The sequence below is a fragment of the Filomicrobium sp. genome (genome assembly GCF_025698805.1).
Taxonomy (GTDB): Bacteria; Pseudomonadota; Alphaproteobacteria; order Rhizobiales; family Hyphomicrobiaceae; genus Filomicrobium; species Filomicrobium insigne.
This window is the reverse complement of sequence record NZ_JAILWT010000001.1, coordinates 436,854-453,438: the sequence shown is the minus strand read 5'-3', so window position 1 is coordinate 453,438 and position 16,585 is coordinate 436,854. Positions and strand designations below refer to the sequence as shown.

Here is a 16,585-nt window from a genome sequence, read left to right as displayed (position 1 = left end):
CTTGAGGCGCGATTCCGATTCGGTCGCCTGCCGCTGCAAAGAGGCGATGTGTTCGCGGCGGCGCTCGGCCTGATCCTCGCGGCGGCCGAGGATGCTGCCAAGCAGCTTCTCCAGACGGTCGGGATCGAGCAGGCGGTCCTCGATATGGCTGACCACCATGTCGTCGAGCTTGTCCATGGGGATCGCTCGGCCCTTGCAGCCGGTCTCGCCCTGCCGCGCCTTGATCGAGCAGGCATAGTAGCGGTAGCGGCCGCTCTTGCCGGTGCGGATGGTCATGGCCCCACCGCAATTGCCGCAATAACAGATGCCGGTCAGCAGGGTCGGCCCGATCACGACGCGGGCGGGCAGTTCGGTCTTGGGGTTGCGAGCCTGCAAAAGCGACTGAACGGCGTAGAAAGTCTCCCGCTCGATGATGGCGGGCACCGGGACGATGACGATTTCGCCGGCGGAACGCGGGTCGTTGTGCTTGCTGCGCTTCCCCCATTCATGTTCGCCGATATAGGTGCGGCGGGTCAGGACGCGATGGACCTGGCCGATGCCCCAGCGGCCGCCATCACGGGTGAAGATACCCTTGGCGTTCAAGTGCTTGACGATCGCCTTGACGCCCATCTGGCCGCTGTCGCCCTGACCTTCCAGAGCGAGCCGATAGATCAGACGGATCGTGTCGGCGTGCAGCGGGTCGATTTCCAGCTTCTTCTTGGTCTTGGCCCCACGCTGTTCGGCGGCGGCGATCCGGTAGCCGATCGGCGGCAACGCACCGTTCCAGAAGCCTTGCCGGGCATTCTCCTTCAGAGCGCGCGTGACGTGCTTGCCGTTCTCCTTCGACTGGTATTCATCGAACAAGGACATGATCCGACGCATCATGTCGTGGATCGGGTCGTCCCCCAGCTCTTGCGTAATGGAAATGAGGCGCACGTCATTCTTGGCGAGCTTGCGATAGTAATATTCCATGTCGAAAGCATCGCGGAAGAAGCGCGAGAAGCTGTGAACCAGAACCACGTCGAACGGTGTGGGCTTCGACGTGCCCGCCTCGATCATCCGCTGGAACTCAGGGCGGCGGTCGTTGGTGGCCGTGTTGCCCGGCTCCACGAAGATTTCGACAAGCTGATAGCCGCGCGCCGCGCACCAGGCTTCGCCCTGCTTGCGCTGGTCGGGGATCGACACGTCATGCTCGGCCTGCCGAGCGGTAGAGACGCGCAAATACAGGGCAGCCCGCAGGGCGACATTGGGGGATTGTGCGTTCATTTGCGGGTTCCTTTCGACTTGCGCCGCTCGATCAGGGGCAAGACCAGCTCCACGCGGTCATGGATGACCTTGGGGACCAGCTTGAGACCCTTGCCCTTCTCCATGCGAACAAGGCCGTAGCCGGCCATGGCCTTGAGGGTCCGGGACAGGTTGGATTTCGCGCGGCCGGTGATCTGCGCCAGTTCCTCCAGCGAGTCCGGCTCATGCTCATGGATGATGCGGAGCAGTTCGCAGTTGCTGGGCGACAGGAACTTGGCAAAGGACATGGTGGACGCGAACCAGACAGTCGGATCGCCGGGTGCGGGCTTTTCCTCGCCCCTGGCGACCCGCATGGTGCGGGCTTTCATTTCATCGGGTTCGGCGATCCCGACCTTGAGTGTCGTCATGGCATAGCTCGATCATCAGTTATGGCTTTTCATTATCATACCGCGATAACTTTTTCAAGCCTTCAGGCAGATCGACTGAGCCGAACATTTCATCGAAAACATCGGCGAACCAGCGCTCGAACACCTGAATCTCGGCCTCGGTGATCGGCACTTCGCCGGGCCAGTCATCAATGACGGGCAGCTTCTCCACGTCGAAGACATGAGACGGACTGCCGCGCGGCGGGCTGACGCGCGGCGCGGGATCGTCGTCATAGTCGTAGAGATCGTCGGGGAGCGTTCCGCGGGCCGGCTGTCTTGGACGGCCCCGTTGGGCGCGGCGGTGCTCTGCGCACATGGTATCCTCCGTGTTTTGCGGTTGGCATCCGGCGCGCTATGGCCCCGGAATTAAGCGAAGCATGGAGGGGGATCGGCGGTATGTAGCGTGCCGCATTCGCGCCTGTTCGCTCGCGGCACCCCCGTCGTGACGGATCAGGTCGCCTGCCGCTGTGCCTTGGCGAAGCCGCGATCCGTGGCGATGAACCGTTCCAGCATCGGCACGATAAGTCTGGCTGGCTCGATTGGGGCACCGCCATCAGCCAAGAGAGCGCCATAGTCAATCAGGTCACGGTGGAGCTGCGCGGGTAGTTCCAGCGTCACCTTCACCGGCTTGTCGTCGGCAAGGGGACCGAGTTTCAGCTTCGTCATAGTCAGTTCCTGTAGGGTTCGAGGACTAAATCCCGCGTCACAATGACCCTGACCGGGAAGCCCGGCCGGATGGTCAGCGTGGGCGCGACCTGCAACTGGCGCTGGACGATCTGCTGCCCGGCTTGATTGATGGTGTCCTGCGCCCCGTCGCGGATGGCGCGGATCAGCCGGTCCTCGTCGTCGGTCGCCAGCTCCGTGCCGATGCCGAGCAGCGTAGACAGCCCGGCCGCTTTCATCAGATCCCACCAGTGATAATCGACGCCATCCTCAAGCCCGGCATAGCCGGAAGCGTCCGCGCCGGGCTGGCGCTCCAGCACGATGGAGCGGCCGTTTGGCAGGATCAGGCGGTTCCAGACGAGCAGCACGCGGCGTTGGCCGAAGGTCACGCCGGCATCATATTGGCCGATGATGCGCGTCCCCTGCGGAATCAGGAGTAGGCTGCCGGTCGGGCTGTCATAGACATTCTCCGTGACTTGCGCGGTGATTTGTCCCGGAAGGTCGGAGCGGATGCCGGTAATCATCGCCGCCGGGATCACGGCTCCGGCCTGAAGGATGTAGGGTGATGCGGGGGCCATGATGCGGTCCAGGGCGACGGTCTGGCGATCCACCGGACCATTGAGGAACGCTGTGTGCCGGTCCTGGCTGGCGGCAGCACCAGATTGACCGTTGAGGCCAAGGCCGGCGAGGCTCGGGCTTGCTGTTCCCGCTCCCGGTGCAGTCTGGAAAAAGACGCGGCTGACGCGCGCGGCTTCTTCTTCGGCAAGACGGCGTTGCTCCTCGGGATCGACGGCTGGCGTGGCCATGACAGGCGGCGCGACGGGCTGGCCCCTGTTTTGCGCATCAAGGATCGGGCCGCCGAGATCGCCGGGCAAGGCCGGCCCCAGGACGGGTCCGGTATAGTCGCGCGGCAGGCCGGACAAACCGTCCGCCGTGGGGCGGTTCTCGGTCGAGTAGAGTTCTTTGCTGCTGCCGCTCATGTCGCGGGTCTGGAGCGCATAGATCAGCGCCCCGCCGATACCGAGAAGCGCCACCGCTCCAACGCCGGCGAGCATCTTGCGGGACAGGCGCGTGACGCGGGGCGGTTCGGCACGCAGCCTCATGGGTGCGGTGGTGTCGGCTGCGGCTTCTACAGGGGGCGTGTTCTCGGTCATGACGGGGATTCTCCGGTCGTCTTTGCCGGCTGTGCAGCCTGCCGTTGCTCGATGCGGACGATCCTGACCGTCTGCTGGCGATCACCGCTGCCAAGGCGCAATTCGGCTGCGCCGAACAGGCGATCCACGATCAGGATGTTCTGGTGGATGCGGCTGTTGACGATCTGGGTTTCGCCATCGGAACCGATGACGAAGATCGGCGGCATCTCGCCCTGCACGATGCCGCGCGGGAAGACGACATAGACGCGGCGGCCGTCGTCGAAGACGGAGATAGGCTTCCAAGGCGGGCTATCGCCGGTCAGGCCGTAGCGATAGTTGCGCGCCGCCCCGGCCGGAATGATCGGAGCGGCGGGAACGGTCTGGCGCTGGCTCGCCGGTTGCGCCGGATAAGCCCAGGCGACGGACGGCATATAGAGGGCTTCCCGCGCGCGCAGCTCGATCATGTAGGTGCGCCGGTCTGTCGTCACGACGAGGTTGGTCATGATGTCCGGCCGCGTCGGCTTGACGAGGATATGGACCCGGCGCGTCGTGCCTGAACCGCTCTCGGTGTCGCCGATGATCCAGCGGGCGGTGTCGCCTGCCGCGATCGGTCCCGCGCCGGTCAGGCTCTCGCCGGGTTCGAGGGCAATGGTCGTGATCTGCCCCGGCGCGGCATAGACCTGATAGAGCGCGCCTTCCGACCACGGATAAATCTGGATGGCGTTATAGTAGCCCTCGCGGCGCGGCTCGACACGCGCGGCGGCATTGGCGTTCTCGACGCGGCCTGCGGGCGTCGTTGCAGCGTTCCCGCCGCGCGCTACGGTCCATGCGGGCGGCGTGTGCAAAGGCCGGGGCCGGTCATCGGTGACGGCGGCCTGCACGACCGGGAGCGATGGCACGTCGGCGTCATAGCTGAACTGCGGCGGCCTGTTGGTCGCGCAGCCGGCCAGCATGGTCGCGGAGAGCAGCAAAGCCGGAATGCCGGATTTACGGAAAGCCGGAAACGCGGCTTTGCGGAACGTCGTGGGGGTCATTGGCTCATCTCCCGCGACCATGAGATTGCATTGACGTAGATGCCGAGCGGATTGGCGCGCAGCCGTTCGGCGTCGCGCGGCGTCTGGATCACGATGGTCAGGATGGCGGTCCAGCGCTCGGTCGTGGAAAGCTGCCCGTTTTCATAGTGACGTTCGGTCCAGGCGACGCGGAAGCTGTCGTTCGATGCCCGGATGACGCTGGACACCTCGACAGCGACCTGTTGCCGTCCGACCTTCGTGAACGGGTCGTTGCTGCGCGCATAATCGTTCAAGGCCGCCGCGCCGCGATCCGTGGTCCATTCATAGGCGCGAAGCCAGTTCTGGCGGACGATGATCGCATCGGCCGGGATCGCGCGGACCTGTTCGATGAAGCGGCCGAGATGGAACGCGATCTGCGGATCGGTCGGCCGATAGTCGGCGTTCGCGGGCGCAACGGTCTGTGCCTGTCCGAGATTATCGACCTGCACCACCCACGGCACGACGGTCCCGCGCGCCGATTGCCAGACAAGGGCGGCGGCAAAACCGGCCGACAGGATCAGCGAGCCGAAGGCCATATAGCGCCAGTTCTTCGCCTGCACGCGGGCCGAGCCGATGCGCTCGTCCCAGACTTGCGCGGCCTTCTGATAGGGCGTCTCAGGTTCCGGCGATTTGCCGTAATGGGTTGCGGGTCGTTTGAAGATGCTCATGAGCGGTCACTTTCGGAGAGATTGAGGGAAGAGCCGCCACCGTGGCTGTCGCCGGAGCGCACGGCATGGGCGGCCATGGTGGCGCCGTGGTTGACAGCCTGGGATCGCTGCATCCGCTGCGCCCAGGCCGGGGGACTGCCAGCGGGGGAAGATGCGGCTGCGGGCGCTGCGCTGCTGCCTCCGACCGTGCCTGCGGTAGATGATCCCCCCGTCACCCCGAAGGCTGCGCGTGCGCCATCCGAAAAGCTGGATTTGACGCTTTCCGTTGCTTTCGAGGCGGCGCGTTTCAGAGGCGATACGGCGGCGGAGCCTGCGGCGCGGGCAACGCCGCCGAGACCGGACGCAACGCCCGCTGCACCAGATTGGCCGAGCGAAGCCATGCTGTAGGTCGCAGCGGCCCCTCCGGCGGCGGCAGCGCCGCCCCGAACGGCCGCGGCGCCACCGGACATGGCGGCAGCGCCTCCCTTGACGGCGAGACCGGCTGCACCGCCTGCGGCAAGGGCTGCGCCTCCTACGGCAAGGCCGGTGCCAACGGCAGCGCCAGCGCCGAGCTGCGGGCCGCCCGAGACGAGACCGGACGCAATGCCGGGTCCGAAGATGCCGAGGCCGAGAAGAGACAGCGCTGCGAGCACGATCGCCATCGCGTCGTCGATGGTCGGCGTCGCACCGCCAAAGCCTGCGGTAAATTGCGAGAACAGCGTCGAGCCGATGCCGATGATGACGGCGAGCACGAGGACTTTGATCCCCGACGAGATGACGTTGCCCAGCACGCGCTCGGCCATGAAGGCGGTCTTGCCGAACAGGCCGAACGGGATCAGGACGAATCCGGCCAAGGTGGTCAGCTTGAACTCGATCAGCGTCACGAAAAGCTGGATCGCGAGAATGAAGAAGGCGAGGATGACCAGCGCCCAGGCGAACAAGAGGCAGGCGATCTGGATGAAGTTCTCGAAGAACGACCAGTAGCCCATCAGGTCGGAGATGGAGTCGAGCAGCGGACGGCCCGCGTCGAGGCCGGTCTGAGCGACCTTGCCGGGGCGCATCAGGTCGGCGGCGGAAAAGCTGGTGCCGGAGGCTTTCAGGCCGAGACCGGCGAAGCTCTCGAAGACGATGCGCGCCAGGTTGTTCCAGTTGGAGATCAGATAGGCGAAGACGCCGACGAACAGCGTCTTCTTCACGAGTCGGGCCATGATGTCGTCGTCGGCGCCCCAGCTCCAGAACAGCGCCGCGAGCGTCACGTCGATCACGATCAGCGTGGTGGCGATGAAGGCGACCTCGCCGCCGAGCAGGCCGAATCCGCTGTCGATGTAGGAGGTGAATACCCCGAGGAAGTTGTCGATGACGCCGGTGCCGCCCATGGTTCACTGCCCCCCGTTCTGATGCGGGGCGGCGGGCACCGGTGTCCGACCGAGAAAGCGGTCCCGGTTCTCGGCCCAGGTGGCGAGGCAGTCGGGATCGCTCGCGGCAGCCTCGCCAAGACGCTGGCAATCGCGCAGGCTCTGGCGCAGCGGATCGGCGGGACGCTGTAGCTCCGGTGCGGGCCTGCCGCGTGCCGGCTCGTCCTTGCGGGTCATCTCGATCACCGTGGCGGTGATGGCGATGGCGACGAATATGATCGCGCCCAGCCGCGCCAGCATCTTGCCGTCCATGTCGCGCCCCTCCTGTCCGGTCAGTTGTTGCCGTTGCCGAACATCTGCGCGTTGCCGGGCTGGTAGCCCGATCCCGGTGTCAGGAAACGCTCGCGCTGCACGCGGCCCTGTTCGGCGGCGGTGGCACGCTCGGCCTCGGTCAGTGCGCCCGCCCGGCCGTTCGCGGCGAGAAGCGCAACGAGGTCTGAAAGCTGCTGCGACTGGAGGGCGAGAAGCTGGTTGCCGGCCTGCGTGGCTTGCAGCGCGCCGGTCGCGTTCTGGCTCTGGCCGACCAGTTCCGACATCTGCGTGCGGTTGGTGTCGATGTTGCCGACGACGCCGGCCTGCACGCGCATGGCGTCCTGCAAGCCGCCGACCGTGTTCTGCCAGCGGGACCGCGCATCGGCGACAAGCTGGCCATCGGTCGCGGACAGCGAGACGTTGCCATATTGGGTCTGGAAGATCTGATCGACCTTCTGCACGTCGAAGGCGATGTTCTGTGCTTGGGCGAGGAGCTGCTGCGTGCGCTGCACGTTCTGCTGCAACGCCTGAAGCGAGGAATATGGCAGGCTCGCCAGATTCTTCGCCTGATTGATGAGCATCTGCGCTTCGTTCTGAAGCGACGTGATCTGGTTGTTGATCTGCTGCAACGTGCGCGCGGCGGTGAGCAGATTCTGGGCGTAGTTGCTTGGGTCATAGACGATGCGACCGAACTGCGCGTGGGCCGGGCTGGTCAGCATGGACGACAGCGCGAGCGGCGCTGCCAGCATGGTCGCGGCCATGAAAATGGCGCGCGAGCGGGAACGGCGAATGGTCATGATTGGGACTCCTTCTCGGTCTGGGGGATGAGATTGGTAAGGTCGGGGATCAGGTCGGCCGCCCAATCGACGCCGCGCAGGCGCAGCCAGGCGGCAAGGAAGCCGTCGCGGCCATGTTCTGCGACAAGCCCGGCGATGCGCTTGTGGTCGGACTTCGCGGATGCGGTGCAGAGAGCCAGTCCGACTTCGGACAGGCCCAGCTCGAACAGGCGATTTCCCCTGCGGCTCTGGCAGTAATAATCCCGCTTGGGCGTGGCCCGCGCGAGGATTTCGATCTGGCGATCATTGAGGCCGAAGCGCCGATAGATGGCGGTAATCTGCGGCTCGATGGCGCGTTCGTTCGGCAGCAGCAGCCGCGTCGGGCAGCTTTCGATGATGGCGGGCGCGATGCTGCTGCCGTCGATGTCCGACAGGCTTTGCGTGGCGAAGATGACGCTGGCGTTCTTCTTGCGGAGTGTCTTCAACCATTCACGGAGCTGGTTGGCGAACCCTTCATCGTCCAGCGCCAGCCACCCCTCGTCGATGATGAGCAGCGTCGGCCGCCCGTCGAGCCGGTCGCTGATCCGGTGGAACAGATAGGCGAGCACGGCCGGGGCGGCGCCGGTTCCGACGAGCCCTTCGATCTCGAACGCCTGCACATCGGCCGAACCGAGATGTTCGGTCTCGGCATCGAGCAACCGGCCATAGGCCCCGCCGATGCAATAGGGCCGCAATGCCTGTTTCAGATCGTTGGATTGCAGCAGGACCGTGAGACCGGTGATGGTGCGTTCCCCGACCGGAGCGGACGCCAGTGAGGTCAGCGCCGTCCAGATATATTCCTTGGTCTCGGGCGTGATCGGCACACCCTCGCGGCCAAGAATGGCGGCGATCCAATCGGCCGCCCAGCCGCGTTCATAAGTGTCGTCGATACGGGCGAGCGGCTGGAGCGAGACGGACGCCTCGTCTCCTTCCGTCAGCCCGCCGCCCAGGTCATGCCAGTCGCCGCCCATGGCGAGCGAGGCAGCGCGGATCGAGCCGCCGAAGTCGAAGGCGAAGACCTGAGCATCGGCGTAACGGCGGAACTGTAGGGCCATCAGCGCCAGCAGCACGGACTTGCCCGCGCCGGTCGGGCCAACGACGAGGGTGTGGCCCACGTCGCCGACATGAAGGGAAAACCGGAACGGGGTCGAGCCTTCGGTCTTGCCGAAGAACAGCGGGGGCGCGCTGAAATGCCCATCACTACTCGGGCCTCCCCGTTCCGGCCCCGCCCACACGGCGCTCAGGGGGATCATGTGGGCGAGGTTGAGCGTCGAGACCGGCGGCTGCCGGACGTTGGCGTAGGCATGCCCGGGGATCGAGCCGAGCCAGGCATCGACGGCGTTGACGGTTTCAGGCATCGCGGTGAAGTCGCGGCCCTGAATGATTTTTTCGGCGAGCCGCAGCTTCTCGTCGGCGATGCGCGGATCGGCATCCCAGACGGTGATGGTGGCCGTGACGTAGGCCATGCCCGCCACGTCCGCGCCCAACTCCTGCAAGGCCATGTCTGCGTCGGCGGCCTTGTTGGCTGCGTCAGTATCGACAAGCGCCGACGCTTCGTTGGTCATGACTTCCTTGAGGATCGCGGCGATGCTCTTGCGCTTGGCGAACCATTGGCGGCGTATTTTGGTCAGCAACCGGGTCGCGTCGGTCTTGTCCATCAGGATGGCGCGGGTGCTCCACCGATAGGGGAACGGCAGCCGGTTCATCTCGTCGAGCAGGCCGGGCGTCGTCGCGGTCGGGAAGCCGATGATGGTCAGGACGCGCAGATGCTGGTCGCCCAGGCGCGGTTCCAGCCCGCCGGTCAGGGGCTGGTCGGCGAGCAGCGCATCGAGGTGCATCGGCACCTCCGGCACGCGCACGCGATGCCGGTTGGTCGAAATGGTGGAGTGGAGATAGGTCAGCGTGCCGGCGTCATCGAGCCAACGGCATTCGGGCATGAAGCCGTCGAGCAGCGCCAGCACGCGGTCGGTGCGATCGATGAAACCGCGCAGCAGTTCCCATGGATCCACACCGGATTGCTCGCGGCCCTCATAGAGCCAGGTTTCGGCGCGGGCGGTGTCCTCGGCAGGAGGCAGCCAGAGGAACGTGAGGAAATAGCCCGACACGAAATGCGCTCCGGCTTCCTCGAAACCTGCCTTGCGCTCAGCGTCGAGCAGCGCGGATGCGGCTTCAGGAAATTGGCTGTCGGGATAGGTCGCGGCTTCGCTGCGCTGCGCCTCGACGAAAATGCTCCAGCCCGATCCGAGACGGCGGACGGCGTTGTTGATGCGGCCTGCGACCGCAACCAGCTCGGCCGCGACGGCGGAATCCAGATCGGGACCGCGAAACTTCGCGGTGCGCTGGAGCGAGCCGTCCTTGTTCAAGACGACGCCGGAGCCGACAAGTGCGGCCCAAGGCAGGAAATCCGCGAGACGGCTGGCGGTGCGGCGGTATTCGACAAGGTTCATCATGGCGCCCTCACACCGACAGATGACCGGGGATGCGCAGATGCCTGCGGCCCACCTCGACAAAGAGCGGGTCGCGCTTGGCCATCCACACGGCGGCGAAGTGGCCGATGGCCCAGATGGCGAGGCCGACCAGCCAGAGGCGCAGGCCGAGACCCACGGCTCCGGCCAGCGTCCCGTTCATGATGGCGATGGAGCGCGGTGCGCCGCCGAGCAGGATATGCTCGGTCAGCGCCCGGTGGACGGGGACGGAAAACCCCGGCACCGCGTCGAGTTGTTCGAGGCCGCCCGCCATCAAATGAGCGCCCCGCCGCCGAAGCTGAAGAAGCTGAGGAAGAACGAGCTGGCGGCGAAGGCGATCGAGAGGCCGAACACGATCTGGATCAAGCGACGGAAGCCGCCCGACGTGTCGCCGAAAGCGAGCGCGAGGCCAGTGGCGATAATCACGATCACCGCGATGATCTTGGCGACCGGCCCCTCGATCGACTGAAGGATGGATTGCAGGGGCGCTTCCCACGGCATCGACGAGCCGGAGGCATGAGCGGCCGGGGCGAGCATCAGGCTGATGGAAACGGTTGCCGCCGATGTCGCCATGAAGCGGCAGGCGCGTGAAAGTGTGGGGATCATGATGGGTCTCCTTTCGGGGTGGTTGCCAAGGCGCTGGGATGCGTGATGCGGTAGTCGCCGTCCGGTCCCAGCCCCTCGACGCGGGCGAGTTCGGCGAGCCGGCGCGCGGAACCGCGTCCGGCGAGGACGGCAACAAGGTCGATGGTCTCCGCGATCAGCGCGCGCGGGACCGTTATGACAGCTTCCTGAATGAGCTGTTCGAGACGGCGCAATGCGCCGATGCCGGAGCCGGCGTGGATGGTGCCGATGCCGCCGGGGTGGCCGGTGCCCCAGGCTTTGAGCAGGTCGAGGGCTTCCGAGCCGCGCACCTCGCCGATGGGGATACGATCAGGCCGCAAGCGAAGGCTGGAGCGCACCAGATCGGAGAGCGTGGCGACGCCATCCTTGGTCCGCATGGCGACAAGGTTCGGCGCGGCGCATTGCAGCTCGCGCGTATCCTCGATGATGACGACGCGATCCTGCGTCTTCGCCACCTCGGCGAGCAGCGCGTTGGTCAAGGTGGTCTTGCCGGTGCTGGTGCCGCCCGCGACGAGGATGTTGGCGCGTGCGGCAACGGCTTCGCGGAGAGTCACGGCCTGATCGGCGGACATGATCCCGGCCGCCACATAGTCGTCGAGCGTAAACACCGCGACGGCGGGCTTGCGGATGGCGAAGGCCGGTGCTGCGACGACGGGCGGCAACAAGCCTTCAAACCGTTCGCCGGTTTCAGGTAGTTCCGCCGACACGCGCGGGGATCGGGCGTGAACTTCCGCGCCGACATGGTGCGCGACCAGGCGGACGATACGCTCGCCATCGGCGGCGGACAGCATCTCGCCCGTATCGGCCAGACCCTCGGACAGCCGGTCGATCCAGATGCGGCCGTCTGGGTTCAGCATCACCTCGATGACGGCCGGGTCTTCCAGAAACCGTGCGATGGACGCGCCAAGCGCTGTGCGCAGCATCCGCGCGCCGCGTGCAATCGCCTCCGGTTTCTGGTGATGTGTCGTCATGTCGGCCCCATCTCGGGCGGGGCGCAACAGACGGACCCCGCAACGGGGTCGATTAAAAGAGCCTGAAATCAGGCCGATTCAACAAGTATCTAAGAGGATGCGGTGATCGGCGGCTATCGGCGGCAAATAGGATGGGTTGAAAATCTAGGCAGCGTCACCATCGGTCTTGGTCTGATCTTGCGGAGGACTGTCATGAAGCGAATCCATGTCGCGCGATAGCTCTTTCAGGAACCTATCGCCGGTCGCAAGCCTGCGGCCGAGATTCTGCATGAAGCCCTCGAACCGCTCGTTGCCCTTGATGCGTGCGGACTGTTTGGCGCTATCCGGCAATGGCGGGGTCATCGTCAGCCAGAAGTGAACGAACAAGGAGAGGGTCTCGCCGAGCACGGCGAGATCTTCGTCCAGCGTGCCGATCTGCCGGCCGATCTTGTCGAGGCGGCGCGACATGGCCGCTTCCAGCCGATCCGATGTGTCGCCCGACAGGAAGGATGCGACCGCCGCCTCGACGATAGCAGACTTCGAGACCTGTCGGCGCAGCGATAGCGCCTCGACCTGTTTGAGCAGTTCCGGGTCGAAATAGACATTCATGCGGGTGCGCGTCGTCATGGGCGGCCTCTCAAAGCTCTATGCCGTCATCGGGGTTCATCGACGCTTGCCGGGCGATCATCCGCATTCGCTGGCGGATGGTGCTGGCCTTGGCGGCATCGACGTCCGGCTCGTCGTCCAGAATGTCGAACTCCTGGACGGGCGATGGGGGCGGCGGGACGATTTCCTCATGCTCGGGCAATTCCGGCTCGCGGCGGATGCCGGCATTGTCGGAATCGCCCTCGGCCCCACTGGCGGCCCTCGCCGTTGTATGGTCCGCCGCCACGATGACGCGGCTCGTCCAGTCGTCGGTTGCCGGTTTCGTCGGTAGGACGGACGGCAACTCGGGCGGCGGCAGGATGCGCTCCTGCAATCGTGCATCCTCGAAATACCGGGCCTTCTTCGCCCGGATCGGTGGCGTTCCCGCGACCATGACGATTTCATCGGCGGGTGGAAGCTGCATGATCTCGCCCGGCGTCAGCAGCGGCCGCGCTGTTTCCTGCCGCGAGACCATCAGATGCCCGAGCCAGGGCGCGAGGCGATGGCCGGCATAGTTGGTGGAATCTCGCATCTCGGTTGCTGTGCCGAGCGAGTCCGACACGCGCTTGGCGGTGCGCTCGTCGTTCGTGGCGAAGGCGACGCGCACATGGCAGTTGTCGAGGATGCTGTTGTTCGGCCCGTAGGCGCGCTCGATCTGGTTGAGCGATTGGGCGATCAGGAAGGACTTGAGGCCGTAGCCCGCCATGAAGGCGAGCGCCGATTCAAAGAAGTCGAGACGGCCGAGCGCGGGAAACTCGTCCAGCATCATGAGCAGGCGATGCCGCTTGCCGGATAGCGTCAGTTCCTCGGTCAGCCTGCGGCCGATCTGGTTGAGGATGAGCCGGATCAGCGGTTTGGTGCGGTTGATGTCGGACGGCGGAACGACAAGGTAGAGCGTCACCGGACGGCGGCTGCCGACCAGGTCGGCAATCCGCCAGTCGCAACGATCCGTGACGCGGGCCACGACCGGATCGCGGTAAAGGCCGAGGAACGACATGGCGGTGGACAGCACGCCCGACCGTTCGTTCTCGCTCTTGTTCAGCAGTTCGCGCGCCGACGAGGCGATGACGGGATGAACGCCAGCCTCGCCCAGATGAGGCGTGTCCATCATCGCACGCAAGGTCGCCTCGACCGGGCGGCGGGGATCGGACAGGAAATTGGCGACGCCGGACAGGGTTTTGTCCGGCTCGGCATAGAGGACGTGCAGGATCGCGCCGACAAGCAGGCTGTGGCTGGTCTTTTCCCAATGGTTGCGCTTATCGAGACTGCCTTCGGGATCGACCAGGATGTCCGCGATATTCTGCACGTCGCGGACTTCCCATTCGCCCTGCCGCACCTCCAGCAACGGGTTGTAGGCGGACGACCTCGCATTCGTGGGATCGAACAGCAGCACGCGGCCGTGCTTCGCCCGGAAGCCCGCCGTCAGGGTCCAGTTCTCGCCCTTGATGTCATGGACGATGCAGCTTCCCGGCCAGGTCAGCAGCGTCGGCACGACGAGGCCGACGCCCTTGCCGGACCTCGTGGGGGCGAAGCAAAGGACATGCTCCGGCCCGTCATGGCGCAGATAGTCGCGATCGTATCGGCCGAGCAGGACGCCATCCGGGCCGAGCAGACCGGCGGCTCGAATCTCGCGATCTTCCGCCCATCGCGCCGAGCCGTAGGTGGCGACATTGCGGGCTTCGCGTGCCCGGATGATCGACATGAAGATGGCGGCGGCGATGGCAAAAATACCGCCGGACGTGGCAATGGCCGCGCCTTCCATGAAAATCGCGGGTGCATAAGCGTCGAAGGAGAACCACCACCAGAAGAAGGCGGGCGGATAGTAGAACGGCCATCCGGCCAGATCGAACCACGGCGGACCAAGCTGGGACTGGAAGCCGAGGCGAAAGGCTACCCATTGCGTTGCGGCCCAGGTCATCACCATGACAATGGCGAAGACAACGGCAATCTGCCCCCAGAGTATTCGGCCTCCACGCATACAGGCTCCAATCGGCAAGAGAGACGGAGCCGATCAGAGAATAGGCAATCATCGGGTCTGCAACAGCAAAGGCATTGCCGGAGGGCTATAGGATACTATCGGCGGCAAATAGGACGGGTTGCCGCGGCACTCTTCTAGCACTGTGCTAGTGGATTGGTTGCGATTCGGTCAGCGGAAAGATCAGCGGAAAGATCAGCGTATGTTCGTCGTGAGCGCGAGCAACTTGAGAAGCGCGGGCGCGCGATTGGACGGCGACCAGACAGCCGAAAATGGGATCGTTTCAGGCTCGTCCCGGATCGGCCGGAAAGCGACATTCGCCGTGCTGTCCGCTGCGCCTTCCCCGACGAAAAGCGAAATTCCGTGTCCGATCGCTACCATAGACAGCAGGGTGCTGCGCTCAACATCAAAACGCTGGATTGTTGGCGTTAGCCATTTGCCGGCCGCCCGCGCCACTATAAGGTCGTGAACCTGTGGGCCGGTGCCGCTATGACGGACGAGGAAAGTTTCGTCCGCAAGGTGAAGCCATTCCACATCCGATTGTGCCGCCAGAGGATGCTTGACCGGCAGCGCAACCATCAGGCGGTCGCGCCAGATCACCCGGGAATTAAGGTCGGGAATTTGATGGGTGCAGGCCATGAAGGCGACATCGAGCCTGCCTTCGCGGATCATGAATTGGGCGTCTCTAGCCGTTCCCTCGACAACGTGCAGCCGGATACCGGGATGGTCGGTGTGGAACTGCTCCAATAGCCGGTCGAGAAAGCAGCCAGGGGTGAGCGCATGCACGCCAATGCGAAGTTCTCCGGCCTCGCCGCGCGCTTGCATCCCGGCGATCTTGATGGCGCGGTCGAGGATGCCCATGGCCTCACCGACCTGATCGACGAAGCGGCGTCCGGCTTCGGTCAGGCGGACGCCTCGTGTGTTGCGGTCGAAGAGAACGATGCCAAGGTCTTCCTCCAGCGCCTTTATCCGAGCGCTGACGCTCGATTGACTTGTGCCGAGCGCGAGCGCGGCACGATTGAAGCTGAGATACTCAGCAACGGCGAGTGCCTGGATCAGGGCGATCATGGGGACGCGGCTTCGAAGGATCGAAAGAGGAGATCCTATTTCGGGTTCTTTTCTCTGTCTCCTTCGCATGTCGTTCACCGCCAAGCTGAACGTCACGCTTCATCAGCGGAGGCGTAGTTCTTTAACAAGAGGATGCTGTAGCAGCTACGAATGCAACGACATTCAGGCGGATCGATTTTCGTGATCAAAATTTGATTATGCTGTGCGTCAACCCAATGACGGCTTGCCGATATCTCACTCCACGGATGGCGCATCATGGTTGGCCCTCCGTGATCACTTCATCGCGGCGTTCGCGGCGGTTTCTCGCGGGAAGCTCGCTGTTGACCAGCCATAACGCGATGCTGATCAGAATACCTCCACAGGCTTGGAGCCAGGAGAGCGTGGCGCCGAGTATGAAGTAAGACAGAATAACCGTGAACAAAGGGGCCAGGAAAAGGAAGCCGCTCGTCTTTGTTGCTCCCCCCTTGTTCAACGCTACGAACCACAAGCCGAAGGAGCCTGTTGAGGCGGGGATCGCAAGCCAGAAGAACCAACCCCACTGCTCCCTCGTGACGGCTGTGGGCCACTGTTCGACCGTGCCGTATGCAAGGCCCAGAACGGCGATCGAGCCGATCAGCATCTGCCAGAAGCTTAACCCCCATGGACCAAACGGCAGATTGGCGCGCTTGTTGATGATCGTCGCTGTCGCCCAGCAAAGGGCGGATGCGAGGCCGATGATTTCGCCGATCAAGGTTTCGCCACCGGAGAGCATGTCTGGCCCGAGACCTATCGCGAGACCGACACCGATGGCGCCGAGGAAAAGGCCGGCCAATCTTCCACGATGGAGCTTCTCGCCGAGAAAGAACCGACCCAGCACCGCGACCCAGATCGGATTGGTGAAAAGCAAAATGGCGGCGGTGGACGCGGATACGAACTGCATTGCCCAGAAGAGTAGCCCCATGACCGCTGCCGTCTGGACCAGTCCAATAAGGATCACCAGAGAAAGGTCACGCAGACCAACTCGGCGCGGAAAAAGTGCCTGTCTGAGGCTGCCCTTGTCGAGAAGGACCAAAGGGAGAGTGGCGAGCGCTGCGACGAGAAAACGCCATCCCACCAGCATCATCGTCGGAAAACCCTGCTGGATCAGGATTTTCCCTGCGACGAAGCTGGACCCCATCAGAAAGGTTGATGCAATCAGTGTTATAAAAAACGGTACCTGAGAAACCGGCGTAGGTTGCGACCGCGTGGCCATG

The 16,585-nt window shown here is 64.5% G+C and carries 17 protein-coding genes and 1 pseudogene; all 18 read right to left on the bottom strand.

Features of this window, described 5'->3' with window-relative positions:
* Positions 1-201: 201 nt before the first annotated feature.
* Positions 202-1,245, bottom strand: a pseudogene (locus K5845_RS21175) (recombinase family protein); the annotation flags it as partial.
* Positions 1,242-1,631, bottom strand: coding sequence for an HVO_A0114 family putative DNA-binding protein (locus K5845_RS02100; RefSeq protein WP_047099775.1), 390 nt, complete (start codon positions 1,629-1,631; stop codon positions 1,242-1,244). The pseudogene K5845_RS21175 and the gene K5845_RS02100, both read right to left, overlap by 4 nt.
* A gap of 19 nt (positions 1,632-1,650) precedes the next feature.
* A complete protein-coding gene (locus K5845_RS02095; RefSeq protein ID WP_287958256.1) occupies positions 1,651-1,965 on the bottom strand; it encodes a hypothetical protein in 315 nt (104 codons plus the stop codon).
* Positions 1,966-2,099: 134 nt separating this feature from the next.
* Positions 2,100-2,315: a DUF2274 domain-containing protein gene (locus K5845_RS02090; protein WP_287958255.1), complete on the bottom strand. Its 216-nt coding sequence runs from the start codon at positions 2,313-2,315 to the stop codon at positions 2,100-2,102.
* A gap of 2 nt (positions 2,316-2,317) precedes the next feature.
* Positions 2,318-3,466, bottom strand: coding sequence for a TraB/TrbI/VirB10 family type IV secretion system protein (locus K5845_RS02085; protein ID WP_287958254.1), 1,149 nt, complete (start codon positions 3,464-3,466; stop codon positions 2,318-2,320).
* Positions 3,463-4,479 (bottom strand): P-type conjugative transfer protein TrbG, encoded by a 1,017-nt coding sequence (trbG, locus tag K5845_RS02080; RefSeq protein ID WP_287958253.1) that lies wholly within the window; start codon positions 4,477-4,479, stop codon positions 3,463-3,465. The genes K5845_RS02085 and trbG overlap by 4 nt, the downstream gene beginning before the upstream one ends.
* Positions 4,476-5,165 carry a conjugal transfer protein TrbF gene (trbF, locus tag K5845_RS02075; RefSeq protein ID WP_287958251.1) on the bottom strand — a complete coding sequence of 230 codons (690 nt, stop codon included), beginning with the start codon at positions 5,163-5,165 and terminating at the stop codon, positions 4,476-4,478. Before trbF ends, trbG begins: the two co-directional genes overlap by 4 nt.
* On the bottom strand, positions 5,162-6,520 hold the full coding sequence (gene trbL, locus K5845_RS02070) for a P-type conjugative transfer protein TrbL (protein ID WP_287958250.1): 1,359 nt from the start codon (positions 6,518-6,520) through the stop codon (positions 5,162-5,164). The genes trbF and trbL overlap by 4 nt, the downstream gene beginning before the upstream one ends.
* Before the next feature lie 3 nt (positions 6,521-6,523).
* Positions 6,524-6,811, bottom strand: a complete 288-nt coding sequence (gene trbK-alt, locus K5845_RS02065; RefSeq protein WP_271115001.1) for a putative entry exclusion protein TrbK-alt — start codon at positions 6,809-6,811, stop codon at positions 6,524-6,526.
* A 20-nt stretch (positions 6,812-6,831) separates the two neighbouring features.
* A complete protein-coding gene (gene trbJ / locus K5845_RS02060) occupies positions 6,832-7,608 on the bottom strand; it encodes a P-type conjugative transfer protein TrbJ (protein ID WP_287958248.1) in 777 nt (258 codons plus the stop codon).
* Positions 7,605-10,076, bottom strand: coding sequence for a conjugal transfer protein TrbE (gene trbE / locus K5845_RS02055; RefSeq protein WP_287958246.1), 2,472 nt, complete (start codon positions 10,074-10,076; stop codon positions 7,605-7,607). The genes trbJ and trbE overlap by 4 nt, the downstream gene beginning before the upstream one ends.
* A 7-nt stretch (positions 10,077-10,083) precedes the next feature.
* Entirely contained in the window at positions 10,084-10,365 is a 282-nt protein-coding gene (locus K5845_RS02050; RefSeq protein WP_230632047.1) for a VirB3 family type IV secretion system protein, read from the bottom strand.
* On the bottom strand, positions 10,365-10,697 hold the full coding sequence (locus K5845_RS02045) for a TrbC/VirB2 family type IV secretion system protein (protein WP_240578681.1): 333 nt from the start codon (positions 10,695-10,697) through the stop codon (positions 10,365-10,367). The genes K5845_RS02050 and K5845_RS02045 overlap by 1 nt, the downstream gene beginning before the upstream one ends.
* Positions 10,694-11,686, bottom strand: coding sequence for a P-type conjugative transfer ATPase TrbB (gene trbB / locus K5845_RS02040; protein ID WP_287958242.1), 993 nt, complete (start codon positions 11,684-11,686; stop codon positions 10,694-10,696). Before trbB ends, K5845_RS02045 begins: the two co-directional genes overlap by 4 nt.
* A 144-nt stretch (positions 11,687-11,830) precedes the next feature.
* The gene (locus K5845_RS02035) at positions 11,831-12,292 is read right to left on the bottom strand and encodes a ribbon-helix-helix domain-containing protein (protein WP_240578683.1); all 462 of its coding nucleotides are present in this window, start codon (positions 12,290-12,292) and stop codon (positions 11,831-11,833) included.
* A gap of 10 nt (positions 12,293-12,302) precedes the next feature.
* Positions 12,303-14,288 carry a conjugal transfer protein TraG gene (locus K5845_RS02030; protein ID WP_287958240.1) on the bottom strand — a complete coding sequence of 662 codons (1,986 nt, stop codon included), beginning with the start codon at positions 14,286-14,288 and terminating at the stop codon, positions 12,303-12,305.
* Positions 14,289-14,480: 192 nt separating this feature from the next.
* Entirely contained in the window at positions 14,481-15,353 is an 873-nt protein-coding gene (locus K5845_RS02025) for a LysR family transcriptional regulator (RefSeq protein ID WP_287958238.1), read from the bottom strand.
* 253 nt (positions 15,354-15,606) lie between these two features.
* On the bottom strand, positions 15,607-16,584 hold the full coding sequence (locus K5845_RS02020) for a DMT family transporter (protein ID WP_240578686.1): 978 nt from the start codon (positions 16,582-16,584) through the stop codon (positions 15,607-15,609).
* Position 16,585: the final 1 nt, after the last annotated feature.